Source organism: Clostridium aciditolerans, assembly GCF_016316925.1.
GTDB classification, from domain to species: Bacteria; Bacillota; Clostridia; order Clostridiales; family Clostridiaceae; genus Clostridium_AM; species Clostridium_AM aciditolerans.
The window spans coordinates 1-16,007 of record NZ_JAEEGB010000006.1; the positions used below are offsets into that span (position 1 = coordinate 1).

Sequence of the window (16,007 nt, forward strand, 5' to 3'; positions counted from 1 at the left end):
ATCTATTCACCGATTATTATCGGTTCATACCTTTACCCGTAAAAAGCCATTTAGGCTTTTTACCTCTGTTTAATTTTCAAGGATCATGTCGCTCATTTGCGACTGGATTTACATCTTATCACGCTTGTCTCTATCTGTCAACTAGGAATTTATTTCCAAATTAACAATTGCTGTGCTTAATTTTAAGCTATGCATTAGACAGCTTTTAGATAGTATCATACAAACTAATTTGTTGTCAATACTTTTGGTTGCGGGGGCAGGACTTGAACCTACGACCTTCGGGTTATGAGCCCGACGAGCTACCAGCTGCTCCACCCCGCGTCATTATATATTGTATTGAACAAATTCTTGTTTTGTGTTTGCCGCTCCTTCAAGCGACAAGTGATATCTTATCATGTATGTAGATATAAAAAACCGACTATGCACACCTTCAGTTCAAATGATTATTATAATTCTCACACATTCTTTAATATACTCATTATTTAATATAGTGATACGCCTGACTTAGTTTATTTGAAAACACTTAATTATAGGCAACAAAATTCAAGCTAAGGTCAAAGTATCTCCCCATGTACACATCTCTTTTCATATCTAAGATAATATATAGAATAGCAAAATCATTAAAATTATATTTATATCTCACTCATCTGAATTAAAATAAGCATCAAATTATAAGTTAATTTGATATAGAAAAGTATAAATAGGATTATGAAATCAAATAATAAATTTAAAACCACTTTTTATTGATTAAATCTGCTAGATGAATTTAACCGAGAAAGTATTATGTTAGACGAAGAATATATACTTCTAAATAAATATGTTAGGTGGTGATACATAGTATGGAAATTAGAGAAGGTCAAATGGTTCCACTTGGATACGGCAAATTTGCCCGTTCAGATAAAATTATCAGTTTAGAACGCATTGAAGACGAGCGCGGTCCTGGAAGAAGAACTCTTGTATACGTCGATAACGTAAAATCACCTTTAGTCGCATCCAGAACTGAAAACTCTATTCTTTCAAATATGGTAGAAATACCAAGTGAGGAATTAGAAGCAACTGCAGCTTTAGAACTCTTATATGATATTCGAGATGATATACAACAAATTGGCCCCATGCTACGAAAGAGTATTAAAAAAGAGGCTGAATTTGATTTAGACAAAATTGAAAAACGTATCAATGAAATTCTTCAACATGAAATTGAGTCTGGTGAATTTATGTAAAAATTAATCTAAGTTCGGATAAAATATTAAATGCAAGAAATAAACCACACTATATCCGCTTTTGATTTTTACAGATATAGTATGGTTTATATAATTATTTATTTATTTTTGTCTTAATAGTTAACCATAAATCTTCATTTTCAAAACCAACTCTTCATATGGTTATATCTAATTTAATTGTTGTCTTTAACTATGATACTTACACATCTGTTTTAGATTTTAATATCTTTTTCAATATTTCTTATAACTTCTATTAAATCATCTATCTCTTTAGGTACTCTTAATCTCACAAAATTTTTTCCAAGCCCTATAAAGCATTCTCCTGATTCAGTAATAACATTATTTTTCTTAAAGGCATTATACAAATTAAACTCATTATTCGGATGCATCATAAGCATAATAGGACATTCTAAACTAGTTTCCAGAACCCTTAATTTCGAACATTCTTTTATAACTTTATTTTTTATTTCTTTTATTTTATCTACTGACTCTTTAATAAATCCAGTATCTCTTAATGCCATTCTAGCAATATTATAACTAATTGTATTTATACTAAAAGGAAGTTCCACCTTCTTAAAATATTCTAAGAGAAATTCACTACACAATATATACCCTACTCTTATTCCAGCAAGTCCGAATCCCTTAGAAAAAGTTCTAGCAACAATTAGATTGGCATTCTTATTTAATAATGTAATTGCTGAATTTTTCTTACTCATGAATTCTCCATATGCCTCATCTACGATTACACATATATCCATATCTTTTGCTGCTTCTACAATTTCCTCTAATTCTGATAGAGGTATGATCTGACCTGTAGGGTTATTAGGATTATCTATATAAATAATCTGATTTCTATTATTCATTCGACTTATTAATTTTTTCTTATCAAATTTAAAGTTTATATTATCTTTTAATTCAACATATTCATACATACCTCCCTGACTTTTTACGTCTGTTATATATTCTGTAAATTGAGGACAGTATCCTAATACACTATATTCTTTATCTACAAAGATCATATTAATAGTGTTCAAAATCCCCATAGATCCACACCCAAGTCTTATATTATCACTACTTATCTCAGCAACGTCAGACCAGTATTTAGAAATTTCTTTTCTTATTTCTGTGTATGGGTATTGTGGATAGCTGTTTAAATTTTCTATGCTGAATAGATTTTTTTCTTCACTAATTGATTTTGAGCATCCAAAGGGATTAACGCCAAGTGAACAATCAATCAGCTTCTTTTTACTATATATGTTTTTCTCTCCTTCATCTACATAGCTTACTCTATTAAAATCACGTATGTGCCTTCTCATCTTAATATTCATGCCTTTGCCCTCCCCGTTACTATTCTATTCTGTAATTAAGTAATCTTAACCATATCAAAATAAACAGCAAAATATATGCCAATAGACATCAAAAGTCTAAACTCTCATTCTATGGACTCTAGAGGAGATTTTCTTTAAAGCGCAAAATAAAAAAGTGTAAATCAATTTACACTCTTTTACTTTACTTCCTATATACTTTCACCTATGATCTGCCTTATTAAAGATTACAGCTATTTTGGTTACGATTTTTCTTGATTATGTAAAAGCATTTACATGTAAACATATTTACACTTGTAATGAATTTTCACCTTCTAAATTTCTCTTTATATTTTATACTCCTTTAACAACTTATATAAAGTCGGTCTAGAGATTCCTAATAGCTCCGATACTTTTTTCTTATTTCCATTAGTTGACTCTAATGCATCTGTTAAAGCTTTTTTATCTATTTTAATTGCCTCTCTTTTTATGAATCCCTCATACTTATATTCCTTTAATCCGGCCATTATAAGATTTTCCTCTGTAATATATTCTCCATCGCAAATATACATACATCTTGACAATGTATTTTCAAGCTCTCTTATGTTTCCTGGCCAAGCATATTGCATTATGACTTCTTTCGCTCCACTACTTAAACCGCTAATATTTTTCTGCATCTTTTCACTAAACTTTTTAATAAAATAATCTGCAAGAATTAGTACATCCTTTTCTCTTTCCTTTAGAGGGGGTACTTCCACATAAAGAACCTTTAATCTATAATATAAATCACTTCTAAATTCTCCTTGTTCAACAAGCTTTTCTAGTCTTCTGTTTGTAGCGGCAATAACCCTCACATCAACTTTAATGGGTCTAGTTCCCCCAATTCTATTAATGCACATGGTTTCAAGAACTCTTAATAGCTTAGCCTGAATGTGTATTGGCATTTCCCCTAATTCATCAAGAAATAATGTTCCTCCGTGAGCTAACTCAAACTTTCCAGGTTTCCCGCCCTTTTTCGCTCCCGTAAAAGCACCTTCCTCATATCCAAATAACTCACTATCTACTAGCTCATTTGGAAAGTTAGCACAATTTAATGCAATGAATGGCTTGCTTCTCCTATTACTGTAATTATGTATAGCCTGAGCAAATAACTCTTTTCCTGTTCCGCTTTCTCCAATAATTAAAATGTTTTCGCTACTCTTAGCAAATACCTTTGCAAGCTTAATATTTTCTTTTATTTTTCTGCTTTCCCCTATAATATGATCAAATGTGAAAAAGGCTTCATATCCTGCCATTGTGCTTGTAAGTTTTCTAGACCTTTCAATACTTCTGAATATATCTATTGCTCCAATAACATCTCTTTTTCTATCAAACACTGGATATCCTGAATTAGTTAACTGTACAGTTTTTCTCTTAAATCTTAAAAAATATTCTACATCAATGACACTCTTCTTGGTATCAATGATTTCTCTTAGCAGCGGCTTGTCCTTTGAAAGCTTATCCATTTTTTTGCCTATTAACTCTTCCTTGCTTGCACCTAAAATGCTGCAGCAAGCTTTATTAACATAAATTAAATATCCATCTCTGTCACAAAAGGATATCCCCTCATTTACTGAATCCAGAGCCCTTAATAACAGATCATTATGATTGACATGCTTATCAATTAGACTCATGTATTTTTCTATATTATCATTGATGCTATTAAACATATTCATATACTCTAAATCTTTTTCACTTTCTGATATAAAGTACAAATAGTATTGTGATATATCGAACATATTTACTTTATAAATATAATGATATAATTTATATTTTCTATCTAGATCGATAAATGTTTTAGTCATTTTATTATCATCACTATCGAAATTAAAAGCAATTCTTTTTCCAACCCATTTCTCCAGCTTTTCATTCTTTTCAAAAGAAAATGCAGCAATAATATTTTTATTAATATCAGTAAAAAGGATATAACCATCTTGCTGCTTAATACATTCAATTGCTAGAAAAAAACAATCCTTAATCTTTTCAAAGTAAGCTTTATCAAAGTTTTCATCAATATCTTGAAAAGATGAATATATGTGCTCTTTCACCAAATTATTGCTCATATCTTATCTTTAATGAGAGAGTATATAATGAATATCAAACTCTCACTAAAACTCACCTCTTTTCTTTTTATACGATTTTATGCGTATACCATGTTAATAACTTTATTGATAGTTCACAAAATAAGAACCTTATGACTTAACCGATACCTATAGGAAATGTTGAAACAACAACAGCAAAAGAAATTATCGCTATAATAGTTCCCAGTAAGTTCATGTTCATTTTTTCAAATACTTTTAATTCATTTCTTTTACAATACATATTTAGCACTTGAATAGTATAAAGTCCCCCTGCATATATTAACATTAAAATTATTTTAGGAAATTGCCCTTTTACGTTAACTGCTAACCCCGTAGATAAACCACTAAACATATAGATAACTAATATTTGAATTTTAGGCGATATTTTATCAAATCGTTTATAAACTTTAACTAAGGTTTCAATTATAAACCGTATTTTTTCAATCGCTTTGTTCACCTTATTTACCTCCCTATTCATAGAGTTTATTGCAGTTTATAATATTATATATTTGTGTCATAATATTTTACGATTGTTCACAATATCTTACTATTGTGACTTTTTCTCTTAATCTTATATTTTCATCTTTTAACTTCTTAATTTCCTAATATAGTTGCTTTATTTTATTATCTTTAGAAGTAGCAATCGTCTTTCTCAATGGCTCTAAGGTTTAATATACACTCATTAAGAATTTCATTCTCTAATCCTACTATTTTATATAATTATATTAGTATTTACTATCTATACTATAACCACTAAAGATAGCATATCTTATGCACTTTATGTAAATTTATTTAAACTTCATAATTTTAACAATGATGTTTACAACTATATACTGATATTCCACACAGCTTTATTATTTCCTTTATTCTAATATTAGAGAAACGAACTAGAAAGTTAACTTATACAAAGGGATATGTTTCTAAAGCTGAAGGGAGATTTAAAAACTTTGTGTCAGTCTTAGTGAAGGATTTTAAGACAACCTTAGAATCTTAGATACTGTTTGAGCATAGCGAGTTTATCTAAGTTCTTAGGTCGTCTAAAATACAAGTCTTAGACTGACTAAAAATTTTTAACGGACTGAAGCTTAGAAACATAGTCCGGGGTATAAGTTAACTTTCGACTTTTGAGCTCTGTAGAGCAAAAGAATTTTTTAATTTTCTAATCAAATTTTAATCTTTCACTAATTCTTCTCTAATTATCCTCCATTATTATATAAACATAAGCAATTGGTTCTCATATTAAACTAATTAAATTAAAAATAATGAATTGGAGGAATTAAAATGACAATTACAATTGAACAAATCGATTTATTAAGAAAAAGAGCAAATGTAGGGTATAAGGAGGCTAAAGAAGCTCTTGAAAAATGTAACGGTGACATAGTTGATGCGCTAGGATACCTTGAAGAACAAAACAAGATTAAACCTGAACAAGAAGATTGTATTAAAGGCTCAACTTTCATTAAAAAAGTTAAAAATTTAGTTTCAAAGGCTAACAAAATAAAATTAGTAATATCCAAAAATGATAAAACAATATTAAATCTACCTTCTACACTGGCTGTTTTATTTGGTATCTTTGCAATGCCAGTTGCAATAGCAGCTTTAATACTTGCTCTAGTTACAAATTGCAAGCTAAGATTTAACAAGGAAAACGGGGAGGAATACGACATTAATAACAAAATAGACAAAGTTGCTAATGTAGTAACTAATGTTACAAATAAGATAACAGAAGAAATTAAAAATGCTTAATATCAAGCCTGCTTATGATTTTTCATAAAGCGGGCTTAACTTTTCTCATATTTTCAGGGCAACATAAAAAGAGTATAATTAATTTAAAATGACTGATTTTTGGAGGGTGTAAAATGATCAACGAAAAAATTCTTATTATAGAAGATGAATTAAAAATAGCTAGATTTGTACAGCTTGAACTTGAACATGAAGGATATGTTGTTGATCAAGCTCAGGACGGAAGAATTGGCCTTGATAAAGCTTTAAAAGGAAACTTTGATCTTATAATACTTGATGTTATGCTTCCATCTCTAAACGGAATGGAAGTATTGAGAAGGCTAAGGCAATCTTCTGAAGTTCCTGTTATTATGCTTACAGCCAAAGATGAAGTCATGGATAAGGTTATGGGACTTGACATCGGTGCTGATGACTATATGACAAAGCCCTTTGCCATAGAAGAGCTACTAGCACGTATTCGTGTAACCTTTAAACGTAAAAGAATCTCTATTTCTAACTCTAGCCTTATTGAAATAGGAAAATTAAATTTAGATATGGATAAGTATACTGTAACCTATGATAACGAATCTATAGATCTGACGAAAAAAGAATTTGATTTACTAAAATACTTAATGATTAACAGGGATATAGTATTATCAAGAGAAAGTATACTTGAAAAAGTATGGGAATATGATTATGCAGGTGATACAAATGTAGTAGATGTTTATATTCGTTATTTAAGAAGTAAAATTGATGATAAATATAATGAAAAATTTATTCACACAGTTCGAGGAGTGGGGTATCAGTTAAAACATGAATAAAATAAAATCTATTTTCAAGGTTATATTTCAAGTTATAAAAATTATATTTTTAGTAGTAAAGTCCACCTTAAACTTTTTATCTAAACTACTAGATAGAGTTATTGAAAATATCTCAAATAAACTTCGTTTTTCAATTACATTTAAAATAACAATAACGTATATCTTTACTTTTATAATGATTTTTTCTTTAATGAGCGCAGGAATACTGGCTAGCTTTAAATACTACATTGAGAGTGGTATAAGTAGTGATTATCTGTCCATTCTTGGTGCTATTTTAGCAGGTTGCAACATTATAGGATTGATAATAATTATAATAATTGGTTCAAGAGCAAGTAAAAAATTCCTATATCCTGTAGAAACTATGACTAAAACTGTAAAAGAAATATCTATAAATGCTCTTGATAAAAGACTTGATGTAAGAGGTTCTAAAAATGAACTTAAAGATTTAGCTAAAACCTTTAACGATATGCTTGATAGAATTCAAAAGTCTGTGGATCAGCAAAATCAATTTGTGTCCGATGCTTCACATGAGTTAAGAACACCAATTTCCGTTATACAGGGTTACGTCAACCTTTTAAACCGATGGGGAAAAAATGACAAAGAAATATTAGAAGAGTCTATTTTAGCTATTAAAAGTGAGTCTGAGAATATGAAAGATCTAGTTGAACAGCTTTTATTTCTAGCTCGTGGAGATAAAAATACTCAAAAAATTGAAAAACAAAATTTTATGCTCAATGAATTAATTCAAGAAATATTAAAGGAGACTAAGTTAATTGATTCGGCTCATCAAATAGAAAATGAATATAGTCACGAATTTGAAATCAATGCTGATAGAAAACTTATTAAAGAAGCTATAAGAATATTTATAGATAACAGTATTAAATACACTCCAGAAGGCGGTACGATAAAGCTTGATTCTTACAAAAAAGATGATAAGGCTGTTATAACCATCGGTGATACTGGCACAGGAATTTCCAGTGAAGACCTTCCCTATATATTTGATAGATTTTACAGGGCTGATAAATCTAGAACAAAGACCAATGGTGGCACAGGGCTAGGGCTGGCAATTGCAAAATGGATAGTAGATAATCATGATGGTACAGTTGACGTTTGGAGTAAGCCTGACATAGGAACAATTATAAAGGTAACTCTACCTATAAGCTAATAATACTTCCCCAGCAAAAATCTTATTGCTGGGGTTATAGTTAGACAGAACTCCGCACTTTATTAACAAGTTTCCTATATATCGAACTCTTTAGCTTTTTTGATGTAAGTTATGCTCCTTTTACTACTGGATAATTCATTCTATAATTTAATATCAACAATCCACTCTTTTCTAAGTTCCCATAGACCTGCTTGCAAATCTCTTTCCTGTATAACTCCAGACTTTATTAACTTATGATATCTAAATAAATTATCCCAGCTCTTTTTTACTTCTGATTTTAAATTTGGATAAAAAGGCTTGGTAATTACATCTGACTCAATTGAAATATTCAGCTTTGTCAACATATCCTTATGCATTTTTTCATCTTTTTCATCAGCAGCTAAATATTTTAGATTTAAAATTTTGTTCCAATCTTCAACTTTGAAAAAAACTACTTCTTCAATCGGAACTTCCAAAACAAGCAGGTAGTTGCCTGGATACCATCCAGCATAATCTATTTTAGTATATGTCCAAAATGGATATTCAGCATTTGCAGGCTTTTTTACAATATTCTGTGCTTTACTTATATACCAATTGTATGCTTCCAAAAATACGCTTGAAACTTCCTGATACTTTTTTACAATGAATTCTCTTTTTACATAGCATACCTTATGTTCCATCAATACTTTAATAACCTCTGGACTTTGGGAAGTATACAGTATTACCTTATTACTCTTTGCACCCATTCCTTTTTCACCTCCCAAATTGTTCCCTGCTTTAAATCAGACAATAAATAGGAATTGTCAAATAATCTGTTCCAACTTTTAATTATTTCGGTTTTAAGATGAGGATAAAAACTACTCATATATGCATTTGAATGGTTTGATATCCCATAATTCTTAAGTTTTTTATCGTATTCCTCTTCATCTTTCCTATTTAGCGGAACATACCACAAATTAACTACTCTACCCCATTTTTCTGAATCCGTTACAATAACCAAATCCTTCTCTACTAAAAGTTCTAATATAACGGTACCAGGAGTCTGTTGAAGCATGAAATCGGGAGTTATTGAAACCCAGACAGGATATTTTACATCGTGAGGCTTTGGTACTATTTCACTTGCTTTACTGGTGTACCAAGAATACACTTCAAGATAATATTTTGAACAGTTTTCCATTTTGTTCTCTATGTATTCTCTTTTTGCAATATATCTTCCTTCATCTTCCAAAATTTTGAGAATACTCTCATCCTGTCTGGTCCATATTTTTATTTTTTCTTTCATAAAATCACCTCACTATGAATATCTTAAATTGGTACTACTTAAATCCATTCTTTATAAGTAAGTTGACAGCGTTTTCGCTTTCCTCTTCACTTACCAAAACTATTGGGCCAGTGCAGCCCATTCCGCTCTCAGAATATATACCTTCCTTCCAAAGCACCTTACAAGCATTTTCAAGCTCAAGAATATCGATTCCTGGTATTCCATATGTTACTACCTTTTTAGGTGGAATCTTAACTTCTTCTACTGATGCTGCTGGCTTATCTTTTTCAAGTATTTTTCCTATTATCTCTTTTAATCCTGCAGCATTGGCACTTTTATATTCATCATTAGCAAGCTGTACTAAATTATTCTTTGCAGAAATAGCACAATATTTTAAAGCTTCACAAATTAGTGGTGCACCAGAGGCACGGGATACTATGTTTACTATCTTGTCATAGCCTTCTCCAACACCTGGTCCATATCCATATCCGACAGTTTCATAGTTGCCTCCTGTTGTAAAGGAAGCAAATATCTTTACTATTAAATTTCCTGTCAATGAATCACAAACCATAACATCCGGTGTTCCTGCTAGCAAGTCATTTCCTCTCATAACTGAACCGCCATCTGCTCTTAGGGATTCACCAAAGGTAATATTATAGCCTCTGCCTTGAAGTTCCTTTAAAGCTCTCTCAACTCCTCTGGCACCATCTACATTTAAAATGCCCACCTTTGGCTCTTTAACGCCACAGGCCTTTGCAACAGCTATACCATTTATTGTGTTTTTTATCATTCCTTCAACTCTATGGGTAGCTGTTGTTCCTGTAGTTGTTGCAATTATTAACTCTTTTCCAAGTCCTGGAGTTATTAGCCTTCCCACTGTGGAAACTCCTATTGGAAAATCAAAATGCTGAGTTACACATCCATCTATTACTCTGCTATCTAATAGCTCTACCATTTTTTTATGACCTTCTTCAGCATCAGCGACTTCAACAACTTCAAAGTCACCTTCAACCTTAGGTCCAATTAAAACTATATCAAAATCACCATATTTACTCTTAGCAAGTGCTGCAGCTTTAGCCATCTCTAGGGCACCATGCTCTGAACCAAAAGTGGTTAGTCCAATTTTGACTCTTTTTTCGAAGCTTCCACTTATAATTCCATCAGCTATTTCATTAAATACTTCTGCAATTACTTTTTTAGTTTGCTCCATGTTGCTCCCTCCTCTTTATTAGTATCTACTCGATAATTTCTAATAGCTGTTACCATACAAGGAAATTCTGCTACTTGGCTGAACTCCTCATTGTTTATTCTTCCACCATCTGAGATGCAAATTTCTTTAATTCCTCAGCTATCATACTCTTAATTTCTTCTTTTGAAACTGAAGCTTCATCACTTTCTACTACCCCAGTATTCTTTTCAACTAATATTGAAATTCCATCGAAAAGGTTAGTCATTCTCCCTAAAAATAGACTTCCTTTTCCTATTATCATAAAGTTATTTAACTTTCCTGACATTATATGTTCAATACCATGTCCAACTATAGGAACTCCTGATGGTATATGACCTTGTGTTGGTGCATATCCTGGATATCCATGTTTTGATACAAAATTCGGTAGTTCCTTTCTATCTAATTGTCCACTCTTTACTGCAAGTGCCCCTATCATCTTGTAGTTTTGAGTTGGAACATCTCCTGCCCCTGCTGGCTCTGTTAAATCTGGAGTTTGCATTTCTGGAGCAAATTTATCAACGTCAGTGATTTTTAATCCATTCTTAGCTAATGGCTCTGAAACTAATGCCTCTAAAACCGCCTGTGGTGCAGCTCCATGTCCAATACTATGTCTTCCCACTACATCTGTTCTTAAAATTGGACTTACTCCATCATTTTCAGATATTAATATTGCAAATCCTCCAAGGCAATCTTCTAAAACAGGTAATCCCTTTTTAACATGGTCCTTACCATTCATTCCAAGCTTAGCAGTAGCCCCACCAGCAAAGACTATTACATTCTTGTAAATTCCTGATTTAACTAATGCTGCTGCCGTAACTATTGAGTGTGAAGGACCAGCACAGAAACCTCTCATATCTATTCCTGTAGCACCTTTAATTCCTGCAATTTCTCCACAGGCCTTAGCTATATTTCCGCCGCCTCTTTGATTCATATCTCCTATAGCTTCTTCTGAACATTCGATTAAGTATTCCACCTGGTTAACGTCGATTCCTGAATTTTTCACTAAATGCATTAAGGCAAGAACTCCTGAAGCCTTAACAGCTAAATTCTCCACAATAATATGTGAAGTTAAGTTCTTATCAAATTCGTGGGCTCTTTTTACACAACCAATAAGCTTGTTGTTATCATATAATCCTTCAGCCACGTGATTTTCCACTAGCTTCTCTATTTCAACTAATTCAATACCTTCCTTTAAAGCATCAGCTTTTATATTTAGAACAGGATGAGATTTAAACTTCTCTCTAACAGCCTCTGTAAAATCCTTTTCTAATAGAACAAGATCAAATACATCACTTATTTTCATCAAACCATAGAACTCATCTTGGGACATGATTTCGCCGAACTTACCAAATCTTGATAATCCCGTAGTCTTTTCATTGTACCAAGGTCTTTTTATTTCACCTAATTCTTCTGGGGACATGTTTCCTATATAGGTTTGATTCGGTGCATAGTTAACTACCTCTTCATAAGATCTTAAGTGATTTGGTATAGCCTTTAAATACTCTGATTCTGAATTTGTCTCTCTTTCTAGTGTTTGAGTAGTACCATTATGTAATATCATATCTGGTGTATTTACTAGCACATATGCCGCATTTTTAATTATTGGAAAATTCATTTTTAAAAACCTCCATTCATTATTTTCATATGCCTTCTATACTAAAAGAGCATGCATTTCTGCATGCCATTTTTAAATTGTTAAAGCTTATATGGGTTATTTATTGTATTTTGAATGCTGATCTCTAACAGTTTTTACTTCACTGATAATTGCATCTATGTCAAGAACCATTTCCATCATTCCACACTGTTCATCATAAATAGTTGGATCAAATTCATTTTTAACCTCTGGCTCTACCACATGATATACACCAAGACCTAGTGGAATTCCTGCAAGAGGACCTGCAAAAGTTGGATCTCCTAAAGCTACAGTTTCTGCTGATAGTCCTGATGCCTCAGCCTCAGCTCCCCCTATTATTACCACTACATTTTCAGCACCGTATTTTGAAGTTAAATCAATTACTCTTTGTTGGATCTCCAGATCCATAGCACCTGCGGCTGTTCAAACAAAGCATTCTGTTGAGGCAAATACAACTTCTCCTTTAGCACTTTTCACACATTCTTCAATAGCTGGACCTGGAATTCCATCCCTGTCTCCTATTGCAATTATTTTCTTTCCTTCTAATAAACTCATAGCTTTTCCTCCTTTTAGTCGGAAACACGGGGTAATTTTACCCATTCGCTCCCGTTCATAAATTACCCGTTAAAGGTCATTTAGACCTTTAACCTCCTATAATTTAAGCATTAATATGTTTTGTAATCATTGCATCAATACTTTCTTTTGTAGCATCTTCCTTTACTACTTCCTCAATCTTTTTCCCATCTTTATATAGTGATATTGTCGGAAGCCCAAGTACCTTTTGGGAAATTGCCAATCTTCTAGCCTTTGTAGTATTTAGTTTACAAAATTTAACCTTACCTTCATACTTTTCAGCTAATGCTTCTACATCTGGTAATAAAGCTTGGCATGGTGCACAACCATCTCCAAAATAGTCTACAAGTACATAGCCCTCCCCTTCTAAAACTTCAGAGTTAAAGCTGTCCTTATCTACAATTATCATATTAGCTACCACCTTTCCTTTAAAAATTATTTTCTATATATTTCTCTGCTTGTACAGCAGCAATAGCCCCATCTGCTGTTGCTGTAACAACCTGTCTTAAAGGCTTTTCTCTTATATCTCCAGCTGCAAATACCCCTTCTATATTTGTTTCCATCTTATCATTTGTTATTATATATCCACCTTCATTCAACTGAATTTTTTCCTTAAATAAATTGTTTATAGGTAGATATCCCGTAAAGACGAATATACCAAAAGTACCATCCTCTTCATCAGCGAAGTATTCATGAGTTTCACCAGTTTGAGTATTTTTAAATACCGCTGACTCTAATATTCCCTCACCTTTTATCTCATCAACAACAGTATTCCACATGAAATGAATTTTTTCATTTTTGAAAGCCTTTTCTTGTATGGATTTAGCAGCTCTTAATTCATCTCTTCTGTGAACTATCGTTACCTTTCTTGCAAACTTTGTTAAATAAATAGCTTCCTCAACGGCAGAATCTCCTCCGCCAACCACAAAAACTTCTAGGTCCTGGAAAAAATCTGCATCACAAGTTGCACAGTAAGATACACCTTTTCCAATTAATTTATTCTCTCCAGGGCATCCAATATGTCTAGGTGATGCTCCTGTGGCAATAATCACAGCTTTAGCCTGATATTCTTCACTTTCTCCCCTAAGTAGCTTTATTTTCCCACTAAAATCAACTTCTTTTATATTGTCTTTTTTTCTTTCAGCCCCAAAACTTTCAACCTGTTTTTCCATTCTTGCTATTAAACTTGGACCTGTAGCATCCTCCACTGATCCAGGATAATTAGCCACTTCATCTGTAGTTACAATTTGTCCCCCTACCTTCGTCCTTTCAAGTATTAAAGTTTTCATTCTGGCTCTCGCTGCGTATAATGCAGCAGAAAGACCTGCAGGTCCAGAACCGATAATTATAACATCATATAAATTATTCATATTGCACCTTCTTTTTTAATATTTCAATAATATTTACTTACTACTTAGGTAAATCTACTTTTAGTTCACCATTTTTAGATACTACTATTTCTTCTTTAACTTGCTCTTCCCGAAGAGCCTTGTATATGCTGTAGCACATGACGAGCATAATCAGCATGAATGGAAAGGCAGCAGCAATAGAAGCGGTCTGAAGTGTCTTTATGGCAGCAGTTCCTCCTACTAGAACAATCATTATTGTTACAGCTCCTTGGGTAACTCCCCAGAACCCGCACAGCTTTTTACTTGGATTCGAATCTCCTCCCGATGTCAACATACTTAGTACATAGGTTGCTGAATTAGCAGCTCCTGCAAAGGATGTGATAATCAGGATAATAGCTAGAGGTGCAGTTATGGAATAGAGCGGTAGATGCTGTAAGGTTGCAAATAAAGCAGTGGAAACATCAGTTTTAACAGCTGCCTGAATGGCACCGTTTGACAATGCATCTAGATTAAATGCAGCTCCTCCATAGATCCCAATCCATACTAAGCAGAAACCGGAAGGCAGAAACACTGATGCCAGTATGAATTCACGAATGGTACGACCTCTAGAAACACGTGCTATAAACTGACCTACAAACGCTGCCCATGCAATATACCAAGCTCTATAGAATACCGGCCAAGCTTTAGTCCATTCAATATTTCCCATCCACAAACTCTGTCCGATAAAGTTTTGAATATAATCACCAAGAGTATGAGTGAAACTATTTAATATAAATACCATTCCACCAAAAAGGAATATAAATACCATAAATCCAATTGAAAGCCATACCTTCACGTCAGCAACAGCCTGCATAGCCTTATGTAGACCAGATACAGTTGCCATTGTAAATATTACTGTCATGATTGCTATAATAATAGCAGTAATACCAGGTGTAGCTTTAATTCCCCAGATATATTGTACTCCTGTGGCAATCTGACCAGCTCCCAGTCCTAAGCTTGTAGCTACACCAAACATGGTAGCAAATACTGCTATTACATCGATGGTTTTACCTATAGGTCCACGAATGCGATCACCAAGGATTGGATAAAAAGCTGAGCTGATTAGGCATGGAAGACCTTTTCGATACTGGAAATAGGCCAGGGCTAAACCACACACTGCATAAATAATCCATACATGAATACCAAAATCATTAAATACAATCCTCATGGCATCATGCATAGCTTGCGGAGTCCCCGGTTGTCCCACAGGTGGGGACATATAATGAATCATAGGTTCAGCAATGGACCAGAAAACCATTCCTATGCCCATTCCCCCTCCAAATAACATAGTAAACCACTGGAAATTTGTAAATTCTGGTTTCTCATCATCAAGCCCTAACTTGATATTACCAAATCGGCTGAGAGCAATAATAAATATAAACACTGTAAACACAAATACTGATATAAGATATAGCCAACCAAAATTAGTGGTTAAAAATGATAATACACCATTGGCTCCTTTGGCCATTTGAGAAGGCAAAATTATACTAAATGCTACAAATACCAGAGCTATACCTGCAGAAACATACAGAACCGAGCGGTCTTTTGCTTTTTGTTCATTTGACATAATTAATTATCCCCCTTCACAAAACC

General features: G+C 32.8%; 15 protein-coding genes and 1 tRNA gene. 4 read left to right on the forward strand and 12 right to left on the reverse strand.

What is annotated here, in order from left to right; translation table 11 throughout:
* Window positions 1–245: 245 nt before the first annotated feature.
* Window positions 246–321 (reverse strand) — tRNA-Met (locus I6U51_RS05770).
* A 518-nt stretch (window positions 322–839) separates the two neighbouring features.
* Here I6U51_RS05770 and I6U51_RS05775 point away from each other — a divergent pair.
* A complete protein-coding gene (locus I6U51_RS05775) occupies window positions 840–1,220 on the forward strand; it encodes a hypothetical protein (protein WP_211141733.1) in 381 nt (126 codons plus the stop codon).
* Window positions 1,221–1,432: 212 nt separating this feature from the next.
* On the opposite strand, the gene I6U51_RS05780 is transcribed toward I6U51_RS05775, so the two are convergent.
* From I6U51_RS05780 to I6U51_RS05790, 3 genes are all read right to left on the reverse strand, one after another.
* Window positions 1,433–2,548: a pyridoxal phosphate-dependent aminotransferase gene (locus I6U51_RS05780; RefSeq protein WP_211141734.1), complete on the reverse strand. Its 1,116-nt coding sequence runs from the start codon at window positions 2,546–2,548 to the stop codon at window positions 1,433–1,435.
* Between the two features lie 323 nt (window positions 2,549–2,871).
* On the reverse strand, window positions 2,872–4,626 hold the full coding sequence (locus tag I6U51_RS05785) for a sigma 54-interacting transcriptional regulator (protein WP_211141735.1): 1,755 nt from the start codon (window positions 4,624–4,626) through the stop codon (window positions 2,872–2,874).
* A 136-nt stretch (window positions 4,627–4,762) separates the two neighbouring features.
* The gene (locus tag I6U51_RS05790) at window positions 4,763–5,101 is read right to left on the reverse strand and encodes a hypothetical protein (RefSeq protein WP_211141736.1); all 339 of its coding nucleotides are present in this window, start codon (window positions 5,099–5,101) and stop codon (window positions 4,763–4,765) included.
* A gap of 824 nt (window positions 5,102–5,925) precedes the next feature.
* Here I6U51_RS05790 and I6U51_RS05795 point away from each other — a divergent pair.
* The 3 genes from I6U51_RS05795 to I6U51_RS05805 all read left to right on the forward strand — a co-directional run bounded on the left by I6U51_RS05795 (window position 5,926) and on the right by I6U51_RS05805 (window position 8,352).
* A complete protein-coding gene (locus tag I6U51_RS05795) occupies window positions 5,926–6,390 on the forward strand; it encodes a DUF4342 domain-containing protein (protein WP_211141737.1) in 465 nt (154 codons plus the stop codon).
* A gap of 113 nt (window positions 6,391–6,503) precedes the next feature.
* The gene (locus I6U51_RS05800; protein ID WP_211141738.1) at window positions 6,504–7,187 is read left to right on the forward strand and encodes a response regulator transcription factor; all 684 of its coding nucleotides are present in this window, start codon (window positions 6,504–6,506) and stop codon (window positions 7,185–7,187) included.
* Window positions 7,180–8,352 carry a sensor histidine kinase gene (locus I6U51_RS05805; RefSeq protein ID WP_211141739.1) on the forward strand — a complete coding sequence of 391 codons (1,173 nt, stop codon included), beginning with the start codon at window positions 7,180–7,182 and terminating at the stop codon, window positions 8,350–8,352. Before I6U51_RS05800 ends, I6U51_RS05805 begins: the two co-directional genes overlap by 8 nt.
* Window positions 8,353–8,492: 140 nt before the next feature.
* Here the strand turns inward: I6U51_RS05805 and I6U51_RS05810 are convergent, their stop codons facing one another.
* The 8 genes from I6U51_RS05810 to I6U51_RS05845 form a co-directional block, all read right to left on the reverse strand.
* Window positions 8,493–9,077: a DUF3841 domain-containing protein gene (locus I6U51_RS05810; protein WP_211141740.1), complete on the reverse strand. Its 585-nt coding sequence runs from the start codon at window positions 9,075–9,077 to the stop codon at window positions 8,493–8,495.
* On the reverse strand, window positions 9,053–9,613 hold the full coding sequence (locus I6U51_RS05815; RefSeq protein ID WP_211141741.1) for a DUF3841 domain-containing protein: 561 nt from the start codon (window positions 9,611–9,613) through the stop codon (window positions 9,053–9,055). Before I6U51_RS05815 ends, I6U51_RS05810 begins: the two co-directional genes overlap by 25 nt.
* Window positions 9,614–9,647: 34 nt before the next feature.
* Window positions 9,648–10,802 carry a glycine/sarcosine/betaine reductase complex component C subunit alpha gene (gene grdD / locus I6U51_RS05820; RefSeq protein WP_211141742.1) on the reverse strand — a complete coding sequence of 385 codons (1,155 nt, stop codon included), beginning with the start codon at window positions 10,800–10,802 and terminating at the stop codon, window positions 9,648–9,650.
* Window positions 10,803–10,896: 94 nt separating this feature from the next.
* Window positions 10,897–12,435, reverse strand: a complete 1,539-nt coding sequence (gene grdC, locus I6U51_RS05825; protein WP_211141743.1) for a glycine/sarcosine/betaine reductase complex component C subunit beta — start codon at window positions 12,433–12,435, stop codon at window positions 10,897–10,899.
* Window positions 12,436–12,531: 96 nt separating this feature from the next.
* Complete coding sequence (gene grdA / locus I6U51_RS05830; RefSeq protein ID WP_211141744.1) at window positions 12,532–13,008, reverse strand: glycine/sarcosine/betaine reductase complex selenoprotein A; 477 nt, start codon at window positions 13,006–13,008, stop codon at window positions 12,532–12,534.
* 103 nt (window positions 13,009–13,111) lie between these two features.
* Complete coding sequence (trxA, locus tag I6U51_RS05835) at window positions 13,112–13,435, reverse strand: thioredoxin TrxA (protein WP_211141745.1); 324 nt, start codon at window positions 13,433–13,435, stop codon at window positions 13,112–13,114.
* A gap of 19 nt (window positions 13,436–13,454) precedes the next feature.
* Complete coding sequence (gene trxB, locus I6U51_RS05840) at window positions 13,455–14,396, reverse strand: thioredoxin-disulfide reductase (protein ID WP_211141746.1); 942 nt, start codon at window positions 14,394–14,396, stop codon at window positions 13,455–13,457.
* Window positions 14,397–14,436: 40 nt separating this feature from the next.
* Window positions 14,437–15,981, reverse strand: coding sequence for a glycine betaine uptake BCCT transporter (locus I6U51_RS05845; RefSeq protein ID WP_211141747.1), 1,545 nt, complete (start codon window positions 15,979–15,981; stop codon window positions 14,437–14,439).
* Between the last annotated feature and the right edge of the window lie 26 nt (window positions 15,982–16,007).

Coding starts and splice junctions, on each gene's coding strand:
- I6U51_RS05775 (WP_211141733.1), top strand. CDS start 840: ATGGAAATTAGAGAAGGTCAAATGGTTCCACTTGGATACGGCAAATTT.
- I6U51_RS05780 (WP_211141734.1), bottom strand. CDS start 2,548: ATGAATATTAAGATGAGAAGGCACATACGTGATTTTAATAGAGTAAGC.
- I6U51_RS05785 (WP_211141735.1), bottom strand. CDS start 4,626: ATGAGCAATAATTTGGTGAAAGAGCACATATATTCATCTTTTCAAGAT.
- I6U51_RS05795 (WP_211141737.1), top strand. CDS start 5,926: ATGACAATTACAATTGAACAAATCGATTTATTAAGAAAAAGAGCAAAT.
- I6U51_RS05800 (WP_211141738.1), top strand. CDS start 6,504: ATGATCAACGAAAAAATTCTTATTATAGAAGATGAATTAAAAATAGCT.
- I6U51_RS05805 (WP_211141739.1), top strand. CDS start 7,180: ATGAATAAAATAAAATCTATTTTCAAGGTTATATTTCAAGTTATAAAA.
- I6U51_RS05810 (WP_211141740.1), bottom strand. CDS start 9,077: ATGGGTGCAAAGAGTAATAAGGTAATACTGTATACTTCCCAAAGTCCA.
- I6U51_RS05815 (WP_211141741.1), bottom strand. CDS start 9,613: ATGAAAGAAAAAATAAAAATATGGACCAGACAGGATGAGAGTATTCTC.
- grdD (WP_211141742.1), bottom strand. CDS start 10,802: ATGGAGCAAACTAAAAAAGTAATTGCAGAAGTATTTAATGAAATAGCT.
- grdC (WP_211141743.1), bottom strand. CDS start 12,435: ATGAATTTTCCAATAATTAAAAATGCGGCATATGTGCTAGTAAATACA.
- trxA (WP_211141745.1), bottom strand. CDS start 13,435: ATGATAATTGTAGATAAGGACAGCTTTAACTCTGAAGTTTTAGAAGGG.
- trxB (WP_211141746.1), bottom strand. CDS start 14,396: ATGAATAATTTATATGATGTTATAATTATCGGTTCTGGACCTGCAGGT.
- I6U51_RS05845 (WP_211141747.1), bottom strand. CDS start 15,981: ATGTCAAATGAACAAAAAGCAAAAGACCGCTCGGTTCTGTATGTTTCT.